Consider the following 15546-nt stretch of genomic DNA (forward strand, 5'->3'; position numbering starts at 1 on the left):
TTCGTTGGGGCTTTTTTTAATTTTCTTCAAGAATCTTCGAAATTGAAATGACATGAAAATCAAAATAATCAATTTCAAAATTAAACTCATTCATTTAAAATCCTGTTGAAACAACATACTGTAACAATCTTTAGGTTTTTTTGTTTTTTGTGAAAATGGTAGATGGATAGGTTAACCAATTAGAAATGGGGTCGTTAAATATGCGTAATAGTTTCGTAGAAAGACTAAAAACTTTAATTCAGAACAGTAAATTCAAACCGCGAACAATCACTGAACTGAAAGAGTTTTTAGAAATAAGAAATGTAAAAAAAGAACGAGAACTTATCGATGCTTTACATTATTTATGTTCAGAAGGAATATTAATAGAGCACAAAAAGAAATATGTAGTACCAGATGAATTTGGTTTCATTAAAGGAGAAGTTGTCAGAAGTTCGAATGGATACGTATTTGTTAAAGATATTAAAACAGAAAAAGAATACTTTGTACCACCTTCCCATACTAAAAATGCGATTGTGGAAGACATTGTATTGATTCAAGTTATAGAAGAACCAGGTCAGGATTCAAATAAAAATGCTGTGGCGCACGTAAAAGCTATCTTAAAAAGAGAAAAAGAATTTTTGGTAGGTACATACGTAGTAGAAGCAGGGATTGCATACGTTGAAGTTGATACAAAACATACAAAGCTAAAGTTGAAAGTTCTTGCGTCAGAAAAGGCTGTAGAAGGTCATGAAGTTTTATTGAAAACGGATGAAGAGGGGAAATGGATTGTTCATGATGTGTTAGGACATAAAGATGAACCAACTACAGAAATACTCACACTGCTTTACAATTTCGGAATTAAAAGCGAATTTGACCAAGAAACACTTGATGAAGCTGATAATATTCCAAATGAAATTCCAGAACATGAATATTATATGAGACGGGATTTACGTGAAGACGTTATTGTAACAATCGATGGTGCAGATGCAAAAGACTTAGATGATGCAGTACAACTTCGAATCAATGAACAAGGAAATTATCTATTGGGTGTTCATATTGCTGATGTAAGTTATTATGTAGAAAAAGATAGTTATCTAGATATAGAAGCATTAGAAAGAGGGACAAGTGTATATTTAACGAATAAAGTGGTTCCTATGTTGCCACAAAGACTTTCTAATGGTATTTGCAGCTTGCTGCCGAATGTAGAAAGATTAACATTAAGTTGTGAAATGGAAATCGACAACGAAGGAAATGTTGTTTCTTATGAGATTTTTGATAGTGTTATCAAAACAACTGCTCGTTTGACATATGATGAAGTGAATTTAATGATTAAAGGCGACCTGGATACAATAAACAAATATGGTGATATAAAAGATATGTTGTTCCAAATGAGCCAATTAAGTAAATTGCTTCGTCAAAAGAGGTTTCAAAAAGGTTCTGTTGATTTTGATGCAAAAGAACCTAAAATTATTGTAGATAAAGACAATGTTCCAGTCGAAATTCGAATTAGAGAACGTGGTGATGCAGAAAAATTAATTGAAGAATTCATGCTTATTGCAAATGAAACAGTAGCCAAACACTTTTCTGAAGCGAAATTACCATTTGTTTATCGTATTCATGACTTACCTAGTGAAGCAAAGGTGGCGTTGGTGTCTGGTCTGGTAGCGAGATTAGGTTATCCAGAATTAGTTGTGAGAAATATAGAAGACCCTAAAGAAATTCAAAAAATGATTGAAGGTGTAAAAGGGTCAACAATTGATAAGACAATCCAAACTTTAGCGATTCGAATGATGAGCAAGGCTGTGTATTCAGAAGAAAACATTGGTCATTATGGATTAGCAAAAGAGTGCTATACACATTTTACTTCGCCTATTCGTCGTTATCCGGATTTAATCGTTCATCGTTTAATTCGTGAATTTTTCTTAGAGCATAATATTACGAAAAAAACTAGAGATTACTGGACGAGAACATTACCAAAAATAACAGAGCACTCATCCCGAAAAGAACAAAAAGCTGCGGAGGCTGAACGAGAGTTATTAGAAATTAAAAAAGCAGAATATATGAAGCCATTCGAAGGTTGTGAATTTGAAGGTGTTATATCAAATGTAACCGAGTATGGATTCTACGTGGAATTAGAAAATACAGTACAAGGTTTAGTGTCAGTGGAAAGCTTAGAAGACTTTACTCGTTTTGAAGAAGAGAGTTATATGATTTTAGGAACGAAAAACACATTTACAATTGGAGATAAAGTTTTAGTTGAATTAGTAAGAGCTGATAAATATTCTAAGAAAATCGATTTTAAATTCCTAAAAAAGACCGGTAATTAGAAATAAATCCAAAATTATCCGGAAAATTAATTATGAAAACAAGATATGTATAGCATCTTTTTTGGAATGATTTCTTTTGTTTGCGGCGAATAACCTGATGTTGTTCGCCTTTTTTATTATGCTTTTTTTATCATCCCTAGCGAGATAATCGTATTAAATGTGAGATGGAAGATAGGAGGAATGCATTTTGACACTCTATCCCAACTTGTATATTTTGTTTTTTGGATTTGTTTTTTAAAATTTAAATTTTGTCGTAAATTCAAAATTAGTTATTGAAAACATTGTTGTAATGTGTTAAATATATAGATATACGGTTTGGATGTGTAACGCGCTAGAAAAAGGCATTTCCTTAAATTGTCATTTGAAAATGCACATATTTAGTTATATAATTTATATACCGTTAATATGTTGTTGACGCTTAATTCATAAAAATCGACTTATAAATTTAAGTCTTTATTATAAATTAAATAAAACAAAACCCAAAAAAACAAAAAAATGATTACATTACGGAGGATACAAAATGAAAAACTTTGAAACTACTACTCAAATTTTCGAGGAGAGCGCTGAATTAATTAAGGTGATTGCTCATCCGGTTCGTTTGCATGTTATTAAAAACTTAATGGAAAAAGGACCATCAAACGTATCAACAATCCATACTACTTTGAATTTACCACAGTCTACGGTATCTCAGCACTTAGCTAAATTAAAGAGTATGAAAGTGGTTTCTGGAGAACGAAAAGGATTAGAAATTTATTATAGTGTAGCAAGTGACACAATACAGAATGTAATGAAACAGCTATTTGCATAATTCCTTTCTGAATAATCGAATGGGAATGTTCAAATACAGAATTAAATTCATTTGAATAAGATTTAGTAAAAAAGCAAGGTTGATTCCTTATATTAAGGGTAACAACCTTGCTTTTTAATATCTATATTTCATGATTTTCTAGAAGTTGTTTTAAATTCGGACTTTCTTCTAAGTTATATAAAACAAATTTAAAACACTGTATGAGAAATTCAGAAAAATAAAGAAAATCATCCCATAAAACTTAAAATATATTACAATTTGAGAAGTTATATATTTATAAGGGGGAACATTAATGTCTCAACATCAAGAATATCAATATTTAAATTTAATGAAAGATATACTGGAAAACGGTATACGTAAAGATGACCGTACAGGAACTGGAACAATTAGTGTGTTTGGTCGTCAAATACGATTTGATTTAAGTAAGGGGTTTCCACTGTTAACAACCAAGCGTGTATCGATGAAATTAATTGCTAGTGAACTTCTTTGGTTTATCAAAGGGGATACGAATATACGCTACTTGCTTCAACATAATAATCATATTTGGGATGAATGGGCTTTTAAACAGTGGGTAGAAAGTGATGAATACACTGGTCCAGATATGACTGATTTCGGTAAAAGAGCGACTGTTGACCCGGAATTCAATGAAGTATATCAAGAAGAGTTAAAACAATTTTGCAATAGAATTCTTGAAGATGATGAATTTGCAACGAAATACGGCTCTATTGGAGAGGGAGCTTATGGTGCACAATGGAGAAGTTATAGTGGACCAAATGGAAAAAAGGTAGACCAACTAAAGCAAGTGATTGAAACACTGAAAACAAATCCGGATTCCAGAAGAATGTTAGTAAATGCATGGAATGCTGCTACAGTTGATTTAGCTCTGTTGCCGCCGTGTCACTATGCATTTCAGTTTTATGTAGCAGAAGGTAAATTATCTTGTATGTTTTCAATGCGTTCAAATGACATATTTTTGGGGCTCCCATTCAACATTGCGTCTTATGCTCTTTTAACTCATATGATTGCACAGGAGTGTGGTTTGGAAGTAGGAGAGTTAGTTTATACAGGTGCTGATGTACATATTTATTCGAATCATATCGAGCAAGTACATACTCAATTAGAGCGTGAACCGAAAGAGTTTTCAAAATTAGTGTTAAATCCGGAAAAGAAATCTATATTTGATTTTGAAATGGAAGATATCCAAATCGAAGGATATGACCCACATCCTACAATTAAAGCTCCTGTAGCTGTTTAAAATATAGTTTGTTGGTATAGGGTATATACACTTAAGAAAATAAAAAGCAGGGCTGTATGCACCTGCTTTTTATTTGTTTTCTATTGTTTCAATGTGGAGTCTACAGACAAATTATAAAAATGTTCGCCTTTACTATAGAACTGCTCTATTCGTTCAAAAAACTTCAGAGAACAAAGTAAAGGATTTAAAGAAGCATTATCTGTAGGATTTAGAAGGGACGAATCAATACAACTATAAAAATCATAATAGTCATATTGTTCTTCATCATCTCCGTCTGGGTCTCCTGGTATATGTGTTCCTTGTATAATAATTTTTTTATCTTTATAAAAACAATGAACAGAAAAATCCCTTTCATCCATGTGATTATAAGAATCAAAACGTATAGAGATTGAGGTAACATCGAGTAAAGTTAGAAAGCTTAATACTTCTTCTCTAATATCAAGAACAGCATACAGTAATCGATTTTCACCATTTAATTCTTCGTGTAAGTCCTTTTTAAATTGTTGATTCCATTTTTCTTTAAAAGTAATCCATTCCTCGGACAATTTTTTTTGTGTTTCATCCATTATCTAACACCTCTGTTTTTAGTTATATTGTAAGTCAAAAAATAAGATTAGGGAAAAACAATATTTTCTGTGAATTTATCTTTGAATCCAAAAACAAAAATTGATTATTGCTATAAGCATTTTGGAACGTATCTGTTTTAAAATAGAAAGGGGAATGTATATGAGTTTTTCAATTATTGTTGCTACTAGTAAAAATGGGGTTATCGGAGTAGATAATCAGTTGCCTTGGCACTTGCCCCAAGATTTAAAGTATTTCAAGAAACAAACAACAGGAAAAACAGTTATTATGGGGAGAAAAACATTTGAATCTATAGGTAAACCACTTCCAAACAGACATAATATAATTTTGACCAGGGACCAAAATTATAAGCCGGAAGGAGTAACAGTGTTTACAGATATTCATAAATTAATAGCAAGTCTATCAAATAAAGAAGAACACATGGTCATGGGTGGAGGAGAAATTTATAAATTATTTTTACCATTTGTAGATAAAATTTATCAAACTTTAATTGATGTTGAATTAGAAGGAGATACAAGATTTTTTGTACCTGAAAATTTTAAGCCGCTTGATGAAGAAATACATAAAGATGGGAAGATAAACAATTTAGAAGGTGTTCAATACTCATTCAATACATTGATTAGAATGTAATAAAAATAAAAAAGTTAAACAGGTGTGTTATTAGAATGCATCTGTTTAACTTTAATAGTTATTAATTAAATTTTCTCTTTGATAGTAACGGGAATATCATGCTCATTCTTGATATTCAGACCACCTTTTATGAATAACTTAGCATAAAGAAGTGAAAATCTTCCGTTTAGTTTAATGTTACCTGAAGGGGAAGGTGTTCCTGTTATATCTATATTTACGAGATAATCGTTTGGAATCTCGATTGAAAAATGTATCACTGTTTTTTCATTGGCGTTTAATACTGTATTTACTGGTATTGTTACAGAATGCTCCATCAATTTTACAGGGAAGTTTGCTACTTTCCACGTAAAGGCACCTAAAAATAACTTCGCCTCTTTTAAATAAATATCTTCATCTTCTTTACAAGTTATATGTAATTGACCGTGTATTGTTTCACCTAATGAATATATACCTTTTATAGATTCAATGCGGACTTCAGCCTTTTTAGATAAACACTTATTTATTGTTTTTATCATTTTTATTCCTCCTGAAAATAACCTAGTTTGTTGATGTAAGTCATTTTCATTTTTTATTTATAAAGTCCTACATTTGGGATTTTTATATGAACATATTGGTTTATACCATTTGAGAAAAAATATTGAATCAATTCCGAAGTAATAGATAATAAGGGCTGGTAATTTAAATTGGAAACATAAAAATCATTGTCTTAAATCACAAGTAATTAGTATACAAGTTCTTAATTACATAGATTAGTATCAAGGTGAATTAGGATATCATTTCTTAAGTTCCTATAGATATTGTATTTATGACATATGATATATTGAATTATGTTTTATATAAGGGGTATTTAATTTAAATGTTACTTATTCAAGAAGTAATATTTAAATTTTGTATATGATTTTTCGAATTGGTTACAAGTTAACTATGTTTTATTTTATTATTTGTAAATGGTTTTATGGTGCGAAGGGAGAGAGTTGCCCCTTGTATAAAGGACAAACTGAAATATGTTTTTAAAACTTAATTTACTATATTTTTCATATATAAATATCTTTATTTTAGTGCTTTGGTCGTTATTAACTAGATGCTGTGTGCATAATTATCCTTATGCTCCAATCTCTCCAGGTCCAGCTTTACGAGATACTTCACCACAAAGTTACACCTAGCCTTGCCTCGCTTTCGCGACTGGGACGGTCTTTTTAACATCTGGAATGATTGTAAGGTCCTTCTAACGGACGACACAACGATGGTTAATCGCTGCCGGAGTGGACGGGACACTCAGCGGAAAGCTTTTACGTCAAAATACAATCTATGATTTGCCTACCAAATCACACAAGGAGCGCTTCGCTACATAAGATTATCAGGGCGTTTTTTTTGATTTTGATTATTGTGAGGTTATTTTCCTCTTCATACTTTTGTATGTATTCTTAATTTCTTTTCGATGTAGTGTTGTAAGTGGATTCCCTTTTCAGAGGTACCATTGATTATGAATAACATCGAAGTTATTGTATGCTCTATAAGGTTTAGTGGATAATTCGTACTCAGTATACACAGATTTAAAAACCAATTGTGTGTTTTTTAAATTTAATTTTGAATTAAACTGTAACAAGATATATTCAATTGAAAATAAACATAAAAATTGAGGGTGTTTTATGTGTAATTCAAATATTTTTTTGAATTAAATTAGGAATAGCAGGATTTTTAATAAAAAATTATAGTACGATGAAAAAAGAATACTAGAAAGGTAGTGGACATCATAAATACTAAAAAGTTATTTTCAGTTATAAAAATAAAAGAGGTTTATGGAAATATTCCAAGTGAAATTACAACATTAGCAGCTGATTCAAGAAAAGTAAAAGAAGGTTCAGTGTTTGTTTGTATTAGAGGAAATACAGTAGATGGGCATAATTTTTTGGATTCGGCAATTGAGAAGGGTGCAAAAGTTGTTGTTGTGGAAGAATTTCCTGAAAAAATGAGAGAAGATATTGCTTATGTGAAAGTTCCTAATACAGACAGAGCGTTGGCATATTTGGCAAATTGTTATTATGATTATCCTTCTGAAAAATTGAGAATTATTGGTGTTACAGGAACAAACGGAAAAACGACTATTTCAACTGCAATTAATGATATTTTGCGAGGACAAGGTTACAAAACAGGTGTCACAGGTACAATTGTAGTTGATATTAATGGGAACATATTCCCAAGTAAAAATACAACAAGTGATGTTTTGACTGTTCAAGAAACATTACACAAAATGGTTGATGAAGGTGTAACAGATGTTGTAATGGAAGTTTCTTCTCATGGATTATCATTAGGGAGACTATGGGGTGTAGATTTCCAAACAGGTATTTTTACAAATCTAACACAGGACCACTTAGACTTTCACGGTACAATGGAGAATTACAAACAAGCAAAAGGTTTGTTGTTCGCTCAAATGGGGCAAGACATTAAGAAAGAAAAAGTGGCGATTTTAAATGCTGATGATAAAACTTCTGAATACTATCAAACAATTACAAGTGCTAGTGTTATAACTTATGGAATTGATAATAAAGCAGATTTTCAAGCTATTAACATCGTGTATAGAGAAGATAAAACTGAATTTGATTTAGTATATCCAAGTGGAACACAACATATTGAGATGCCATTTGTAGGGAAATTTAACGTTTCAAATATGTTGTCTGTGATTGTTGCTTTGTTTGAAAAAGGAATCCCTATGGAACGCATAGCAGAAGGGCTTCAAAAAATTAAACCAGCCAACGGTAGAATGGAACGAGTGGTTGAAGATGAGAAACGATTCGTATTTATTGATTACGCACACACACCAGATGGAGTAGAAAAAGTCCTAGATAGTGTTAAACTTTTTGCTAATCCGAAACGTAGAGTGTTTTTCGTAATTGGAACGGGTGGAAATAGAGATAAATTGAAACGACCAATTATGGGCAAGTTAGCAAGTGAAAGAGCGGATTTTGTTATTTTCACAACAGATAATCCTCGTTTTGAACCTTGGGAAGAGATTATGGAGCAATTAGCAGGAGGAGCTATCGATGATAACTTTGAATGTATTGGCGATAGAGAAAAAGCTATTTTTAGAGCCATTGAGTTAGCTCAAGAAGGTGACACAGTTGTTATTGCGGGGAAAGGGCACGAAACATATCAAATTATAGGCTCAAAAAAACACCCATTTAATGATAAAGAGGTAGTATTAAGAGCTATGCAAAAATACCATTTATAAAAAATAAGGTTTATTAAAAGTTTTTAATACCATTTTTCTGAATTATGTTTTATAATTAATCCATATTTCAAAAATCCAGAAAAAAGGTGATATGAATGGCTGTAAAAATAGACCTGAAGGAGAAGTACAAAAATTTAAGTGAGTCGAATCGACAAACTATTTTTTATATGGCTAAGTTGATTCAAGAAAATGGTGCCCCTAATTCTAAAAATGGTGGAACAGGCGATTTTATTGAGAAAGTTACAAACGATTTGAAGTCAGCAAAACCAACAAAACCAACTGTGCAACGTTTATACTATACATACATAACTAAACATAGCTCTGAAGAATTAGCAGAATTAAGTACATACTTCGATGCGACATACAATAAAGATTCACAAGAAAAAACAATTCAATTAAATGACGGTGAAGATAAAAAGAGAATGCTACTATACAAAAATAAAATGATTCCGGTATATGAAGAAGAGGGGAAATTCTACTTTGTTGTTGATGAGTTACTAGAAACTTTGCCGGTTTCTCGTAGTAATAAAGCACTTAAAAATTCCCTATCGGTAAAGGGAAGAAAGATACTTGAAATTGAGGGACAGAGCCAACAATGTATTGATGCAGAGAAGGTTAAAGCTTTCTTACAGTCGTTTCTTCGTCAAGTACAAGAAGGGCAGCAAAAAGAAGAAATACGTTACTTTGTAGATAGAGTGCATCAACTTTCTTTGAAAAATGGTGAAATGTATGCGGAGCCTGTCGTTCAAGAATTACGACCAATTCCGAAAGAAGTAAAAGCTGAAATTCAGAATCCTTCTAAAGTGAAAATTTTTAAAGCAGAAGTGAACATTCAAACAGTAAAGGCTGAAGAATCAAAGCCTATGGTGACTAAGGTTGAAGCGAAAAAGAAATCTGCACAACCAACCATAAAAGAAAGTACCTCTGTTTCTGGAAAAGACTTCAGTATTCTTAAAGAGTTAAAGACAGAGATTGTAAAACCCGAAGTTGCAAAGCCGCAAGAGAAAAATGAATTAACTTTTAACATTGATGAAACAGAAGAAATGAAGTCTTTGACTAAAATTCTGAATAACAGTATTGGATATCTTTCCCCAGAAGCTAAGGAGAAGCTTTATAACTTAACCTTGCAAAATGGATTGGTTAATACAGTTGTTGCTACGATGGGTATGTTAGATTCAATTCAGAAAGATACAAGTCTATACTTTGTTAAAAAGATAGAAGAACAACTAAAGGAGTGTCTTTGACGAAGTTACATATAAATTAACTGGTCATGGAATTCAAAGAGCAAAAGAAAGAGCAAATGTTTCACCGAAGAAATTGATTCAAATGGCTAAGGAAGCTGTTTTTTTTGCTGAAACTCAAGCTAAAAAATATGTACAATACGAAGACTATATTATAGTTTTAGGTAAAGAAGGGAACAATGTTTATACGATTGTTACCGTGCTTTTAGCAGAATGGTTTAAAAATGGATTGGCGATGCAAGAGCAAATAGACCGTCACTTATAATCAATAAAAATATAAATACATAACTTAAAAAAGACTCTGATATAATCAGAGTCTTTTATTTTATTGCTTCTTCTAGTGCTAAATTGTGTTTATATATGTGGGTAGCATGTGGGACGCCTACATAACGTATATGCCAAGGTTCATATGAGTATCCTGTAATTTTAGTTTTATCCTTTGGATAACGGATAATAAATCCAAATTTATGAGCATTTTCTTTTAACCATTTACCTTCAGGTGTTAATCCGAAGCCTGTAGTTAATCGGAATTTAGCGCTTTGGGAAGATACGTCTATTGAAAGTCCAGTTTGATGTTCGCTGCTACCAGGAATAGCGCTAACCTTTTTAGCTTCCGCTTCTCCTAATTCTTTAACGTGTCCTTGGAATACAGATACTTGCCTTTTGTAAGAACGATAGCCAGAAACGGCAAATAAATTAATTCCCTCTTTTTCGCCTTGTTTAAATAGTTTCTCTAAAGCTGTTGCTGCTGTTTGAGTCATGTGTTTTTTTTCATCAGCACCATTAAAACTAAAGTGAACATTAGGAATAACTAATTTAGGTGGTATGTAGTTATCCGGTAGTTTGCGTTGTTTGTTAACTAATACTAAAGCTGATGTTGGATTATTAACTGTTATCCAACCATCTTTTTCAGAAGCAATAGTTTCTTTGTAAGATGGAAAAACAACATTAGATGAATCTTTTTGTTCATTATTTTCTTTTTTCTTATCGTTATTACCTAGAGCAAATACCTTTTGTGTACCATCACAGTCACTGGTAGATTTTTTAAAACACTGGATTTGAGCAGATTCGCTTTTAGTTTCAGATTTAGAAAATAATAGAAAACCAACTTGTGAGACTAGCAGGACACCAGTTACAGAAATAATGGATGTCCACATTTTTTTTCTCAATATATTCCCTTCTCTCCTTATGAATTTTATCTTCATTCTATTTCTGAATCTTTTTTGAAAACCATTTTTTGATTAAACAGAAAACGAAATTATAATAATCCAAGAGAGAAAAACAACATATGGGGTTAAGTGGGTTGAAAGTTGATAATTTATATCTACATGTTGAATGGAGGTTTGGGAGAATGATACAAATAAATCAAGTGATTCTGGATTAAAATTTAAATTTATGGATTTAAACAACGAAATAAAATAACTGTTATAATCGTAATAGTTTTAAACTAATATGTTATTTTCAATACCTTTTTTGAATTATAGGGGGAAATATAGTGGAAGAAAAGAAAGTAAAACGTACTGCTCCGCCAGATAAAATTGAAACGCCTAAGTTCTATCGTCGTCCAGAAGTTTTAGATGCTAAAACTTACAAAACGGATACTCCATTTGGAAAAGGATATGTAACAGTAGGTCGTCATCCTGAAAAAGGGAATGTAGAAGAAGTATTATTCAAACTTGGTAAAACAGGTGCAGATATTGCAGCTATTGCAGACGGAATGGCTATCGCATTAACAGGTATGCTAAGCCCTAGAATTGCTAATCTTTCCGAGGAAGAAAAAATTGATTGGATTATCAAGAAATTCAAGGGTATTACGGGTCAAACAACAGTTGGATTTGGTCCAAATCGAATTGATTCTCTTCCTGATGCTATCGCTAAAGTATTTATTAAAATGGCGTATGGCGAACAAATAGAAGAAAAAGGGGAAGTAGTAGCAGAACAACCTAAAAAGAAAATGAACAATGACTCCGTTGATGTTTGCCCTCAATGCGGCAAAGCAACGTTTGTTAAACAAGGTGGTTGTACAACATGTTTGCCTGACCTAGGCGGTTGCGGTCATAGTAAATGTAGTTGAATTTATAAGATTTTAAACAAACAGAGATTGGGAAACCACAATCTCTGTTTTGTTATTCCTAAAAATTATTATCGGTTTTTCAAAATCTAATATTATAAAATAAGTTACTTCTCCTAGCGAGGCATGTTTTTATTGGTAAGCATAGTAATCACTTTTCTTAGGGGTTTTTAAAATCTCACTGAATACATAAGAAAAGTGAGGTGGGAGAGATGGAAGTAAGGGAAGAACTATTTTATTTATATGAAAAAGAAAGTTATATTCAGAATAAGTTAGGGATTCATAAGAAACATATGCAAGTAACAATTGATGCCATATATGATGCTTGTCATTGGTTAGAAGAATCGTGTTTTAAAGATATGATAAAGAACGTACAAGTTGAGATTAGTGACACTCCAGTAATTGATACAATGGCTCTCATAGGAATTGATGATAACGATAATGATATTTTAGTATTTATTAATATTGCACATGTAGTTTATTATTTTGAAAAGGAAAAATACGACGATATATTTCTTTTAAATAAAATGACTTGTTATGAATTTGCAGCTTTTGTATTTTTACATGAAATTGGTCATCTAGTACATGCTTGTCTTCAAAATCCGAATGAAAATTTTATTGAAGAAAAACTAAGAATTCACCTAAATGAGAACAAAAAAATCTATAATAGATTTAAGGGATGGGTTAGGGATTCAAAATACAATGATTATGAAGAACATAATATGATTCATAAGAAATATAGAAAATTACCTAATGAAAGACAAGCAGATAATTTTGCTAAAAGGTATCTTAAAAATGTAGTACAACGTAAGAAAGGAAGAAAATGATGCAAAGGTTGTATATAGATGGAAGTGCAAGGGGCATGACTGTAGGATGTGGAATAGCTATAGTAGATTTAAATCATTTAGTTGAACCCTATTCAAGTTATAAATACATGCCCATAACCGAATCGATATATGGAGAATATTATGCTATGTTTGAAGCGTTACGAATTATTAAAGAAAGAATGTATCGCATAGCTGTAATTAATACTGATAATCAACATTTCTTTTCAATGTTTGAAAAAACAAAAGGTGTTTTTGTAATGAAAAAACCAATTTCAGAAGTACCAGTAGATTTGCAGCCATTGATTAATTCCATACACAGTTTGTTGTATACTATTTCGAGAAACAGCAGAAGTAAATTGGTGATTGAAAAGGCTTGTGAAGATAAAAAAGAAGATGTCTTTTACAGAAACATTGCGCATTACGAAAGTAGAAGGTATTTGTCAGAAGTAGATGATATTTACTTAGAAAATAATGATTTATTGCTGCATGATAATGTGAAAAATAAAAGTAAATTAAATAGATTGTCAGCCAAAACTAAAACATTAAAAGAAATAATGGATGAAGATAATGTTATTTCTTTGTAGATATGAATTGTAAAAAGCAATGCGTCTTTCATAAAACGCATTGCTTTTTTAATTTCAATATTTATGAGTATAGATTAATATTTATCTTGTTAAGATTGCTGATACAGGTAAACTGAATGTTTTATTTTTGTGAAAATTTTTGTCAAAAGAAAAACCAGCATGGGCTTTGAATTCATATGTTTTTCCAGGTTTTAATTTTTGTATGATTTGTTTAGGGAATTCGTATTCTTCAACTTGGGGCTTGTTTCGAATTAACGTTGTTTTTCCAAGAGGTAAAGGCATCATGGATGGGTAATTAAATGTTCCATTTTTTTCTTCGATACTAAAGTTAAAGATGCGGTATCCATTATAAACTACTATTTTATCATTTTTTCCGATATACGTAATCGTAGCTGTAACCTTATTGGTTTGCAAAACATCATCTGCATCGATTGTTGCGATGAAATCACCAACTTGATAAATATCTGTTCTATTAGAGATACTTGTTTTAGATTTCGAAATAAAAATGCTACTAATTAAAGTTAGAATAAAAACAATGATTAAAGAAATCACCAAGGTCTTTTTCATTACTATCAATTCCTTTCTTTATAAGTGAACGGTATATGAATCGCTGGATTTAACAAATAACCCCAAATGAAAACAGAGCGATTCAATTAAGAAAAGCTCTGTTTTTTTATGCTAATTTAATATTAATCTATTAATCAAAACTTGTTATGATGATAAAATCTAGTTTTGATTGATAGTTATTTTTTTGATTACGTTATCTGCTGTCTCGTTATAATAGACAGATTTGTCTTTGTGATTATAAGTGAAGGTAGATACACCATTTGCTAGGACATAGTTTTCCGCTGTTCTGAAGTTATATAATTGTAATTCCCCGGCTTCAGAATCAATCGTATAGATTATACTTTCACCATCAATCCACTCAGCGTTTGTGATGTTTTGTAAATCTGGACAAGTCGTACCATTAATGGTTACTTTCTTACCTGTTAAATCTCCATCGATATTAGAAAACGATGCGATGTAAATAAGTTTATCAGTTCTAAAAGGGTTTACTTTTAAATGAACTAGATACTTCAAATCAGGATAATTCGGTAAACCAAATAGTTTTTTGGGAGATTTTCCGAATTGAAGTTTGTAAAGAGAGTTATCAGATTTTGAATAACTGATTACATAATCTTTATAGGGCTGTGCTAAATCTGATGAAAAATTTCTAAAACCAATTTCTTCTGCTTCGATTGAACTTTTTGGAATCGGTTGATAGAAGTATTTATTAGGTTGTTCTTGTATTGCGAAATAATTAAATTCACCTTGTCTACCGAAATCAATTGCGCTGCTTGCTATTTTGACAATCTCTTCAAAACCATCTGTATTTTTTATGAAATCATAGCTATAAAGTGTATATCCCTTGTCGTTCTTCTTTTCAAATAAAATATATGGAGTATTAGAAGAAGGGAATGCTTTTGTAACACCATCGGTTAAAGAGAAAGTTTCTTTTTTTGATGGGTCATAATATAGTATTTCATTTGCATTTCTATACATAAAAATATATCCATTGTAGTTACCGATTATTTTTCGGCTCATTCCAGGGAAGTTACTATTTTCAACTATAGTAGGTTGGCTTAAATTATAGGAACCTAGTTTGGAAGTGTCTTTTTTTGATTCAAATATAGTCTTAAGCGTCACTTCTGTTTCGTGAACTTCTTTGGTTTCATCATATTGTTTGTCTTGAATTGCTAAATCTTCTTTTGTAACCTCACCATAAATAACGGATGACTGCGAACTTTTATGTGTTTTCTGAGTATTATCTACTGTGGTTGGAGCAACGTCTTTAGATTTATTAAATATAATTATGATAAGAATTATTGCAATTAGTAAAAAAACAGTTAAAATGCCAAGGACTGTTTTGCGTTTATTTAATCTCAAGTAAAATCGCCTCTCTTTTTTCTCATGAAAATTTATTCTATGATACCATATTAAAAAAAATTGGAAAGTTTTTTGGTAAGGAGG

15 protein-coding genes are annotated in these 15546 nt (G+C 31.3%); 10 read left to right on the top strand and 5 right to left on the bottom strand.

Going from position 1 to position 15546, the window contains the following annotated elements; translation table 11 throughout:
• Positions 1-200: 200 nt before the first annotated feature.
• The 3 genes from rnr to PDL00_RS01975 all read left to right on the top strand — a co-directional run bounded on the left by rnr (position 201) and on the right by PDL00_RS01975 (position 4369).
• Positions 201-2306, top strand: coding sequence for a ribonuclease R (rnr, locus tag PDL00_RS01965; protein WP_270725849.1), 2106 nt, complete (start codon positions 201-203; stop codon positions 2304-2306).
• Between the two features lie 520 nt (positions 2307-2826).
• Positions 2827-3114 carry an ArsR/SmtB family transcription factor gene (locus PDL00_RS01970; RefSeq protein WP_270725851.1) on the top strand — a complete coding sequence of 96 codons (288 nt, stop codon included), beginning with the start codon at positions 2827-2829 and terminating at the stop codon, positions 3112-3114.
• A gap of 292 nt (positions 3115-3406) precedes the next feature.
• On the top strand, positions 3407-4369 hold the full coding sequence (locus tag PDL00_RS01975) for a thymidylate synthase (protein WP_270725853.1): 963 nt from the start codon (positions 3407-3409) through the stop codon (positions 4367-4369).
• Positions 4370-4449: 80 nt separating this feature from the next.
• Here PDL00_RS01975 and PDL00_RS01980 read toward each other — a convergent pair whose 3' ends face one another.
• Entirely contained in the window at positions 4450-4935 is a 486-nt protein-coding gene (locus tag PDL00_RS01980) for a hypothetical protein (RefSeq protein ID WP_270725856.1), read from the bottom strand.
• 160 nt (positions 4936-5095) lie between these two features.
• Between PDL00_RS01980 and PDL00_RS01985 the strand changes: the two genes are divergently transcribed.
• Positions 5096-5584: a dihydrofolate reductase gene (locus tag PDL00_RS01985; protein WP_270725858.1), complete on the top strand. Its 489-nt coding sequence runs from the start codon at positions 5096-5098 to the stop codon at positions 5582-5584.
• 65 nt (positions 5585-5649) lie between these two features.
• Here PDL00_RS01985 and PDL00_RS01990 read toward each other — a convergent pair whose 3' ends face one another.
• Positions 5650-6099 carry a hypothetical protein gene (locus tag PDL00_RS01990; RefSeq protein ID WP_270725861.1) on the bottom strand — a complete coding sequence of 150 codons (450 nt, stop codon included), beginning with the start codon at positions 6097-6099 and terminating at the stop codon, positions 5650-5652.
• A 1229-nt stretch (positions 6100-7328) separates the two neighbouring features.
• Between PDL00_RS01990 and PDL00_RS01995 the strand changes: the two genes are divergently transcribed.
• The 3 genes from PDL00_RS01995 to PDL00_RS02005 all read left to right on the top strand — a co-directional run bounded on the left by PDL00_RS01995 (position 7329) and on the right by PDL00_RS02005 (position 10319).
• A complete protein-coding gene (locus tag PDL00_RS01995; protein ID WP_270725864.1) occupies positions 7329-8813 on the top strand; it encodes a UDP-N-acetylmuramoyl-L-alanyl-D-glutamate--2,6-diaminopimelate ligase in 1485 nt (494 codons plus the stop codon).
• A gap of 95 nt (positions 8814-8908) precedes the next feature.
• Positions 8909-10057 carry a hypothetical protein gene (locus PDL00_RS02000; protein ID WP_270725866.1) on the top strand — a complete coding sequence of 383 codons (1149 nt, stop codon included), beginning with the start codon at positions 8909-8911 and terminating at the stop codon, positions 10055-10057.
• An 82-nt stretch (positions 10058-10139) separates the two neighbouring features.
• Positions 10140-10319 carry a hypothetical protein gene (locus PDL00_RS02005; protein WP_098006071.1) on the top strand — a complete coding sequence of 60 codons (180 nt, stop codon included), beginning with the start codon at positions 10140-10142 and terminating at the stop codon, positions 10317-10319.
• A 55-nt stretch (positions 10320-10374) separates the two neighbouring features.
• Here PDL00_RS02005 and PDL00_RS02010 read toward each other — a convergent pair whose 3' ends face one another.
• On the bottom strand, positions 10375-11223 hold the full coding sequence (locus tag PDL00_RS02010; protein WP_270725867.1) for a M15 family metallopeptidase: 849 nt from the start codon (positions 11221-11223) through the stop codon (positions 10375-10377).
• 326 nt (positions 11224-11549) lie between these two features.
• Here PDL00_RS02010 and PDL00_RS02015 point away from each other — a divergent pair, with 326 nt between their 5' ends.
• The 3 genes from PDL00_RS02015 to PDL00_RS02025 all read left to right on the top strand — a co-directional run bounded on the left by PDL00_RS02015 (position 11550) and on the right by PDL00_RS02025 (position 13536).
• Entirely contained in the window at positions 11550-12128 is a 579-nt protein-coding gene (locus tag PDL00_RS02015) for a TSCPD domain-containing protein (protein WP_098517480.1), read from the top strand.
• Between the two features lie 209 nt (positions 12129-12337).
• A complete protein-coding gene (locus PDL00_RS02020; protein ID WP_270725868.1) occupies positions 12338-12952 on the top strand; it encodes a hypothetical protein in 615 nt (204 codons plus the stop codon).
• The gene (locus tag PDL00_RS02025; RefSeq protein ID WP_270725869.1) at positions 12952-13536 is read left to right on the top strand and encodes a hypothetical protein; all 585 of its coding nucleotides are present in this window, start codon (positions 12952-12954) and stop codon (positions 13534-13536) included. The genes PDL00_RS02020 and PDL00_RS02025 overlap by 1 nt, the downstream gene beginning before the upstream one ends.
• An 81-nt stretch (positions 13537-13617) precedes the next feature.
• Here the strand turns inward: PDL00_RS02025 and PDL00_RS02030 are convergent, their stop codons facing one another.
• Entirely contained in the window at positions 13618-14103 is a 486-nt protein-coding gene (locus PDL00_RS02030; RefSeq protein WP_270725870.1) for a hypothetical protein, read from the bottom strand.
• A 159-nt stretch (positions 14104-14262) separates the two neighbouring features.
• Positions 14263-15462 carry a hypothetical protein gene (locus tag PDL00_RS02035; protein ID WP_270725871.1) on the bottom strand — a complete coding sequence of 400 codons (1200 nt, stop codon included), beginning with the start codon at positions 15460-15462 and terminating at the stop codon, positions 14263-14265.
• Positions 15463-15546: the final 84 nt, after the last annotated feature.

Source organism: Bacillus cereus group sp. TH152-1LC (assembly GCF_027710505.1).
Taxonomy (GTDB): Bacteria; Bacillota; Bacilli; order Bacillales; family Bacillaceae_G; genus Bacillus_A; species Bacillus_A mobilis.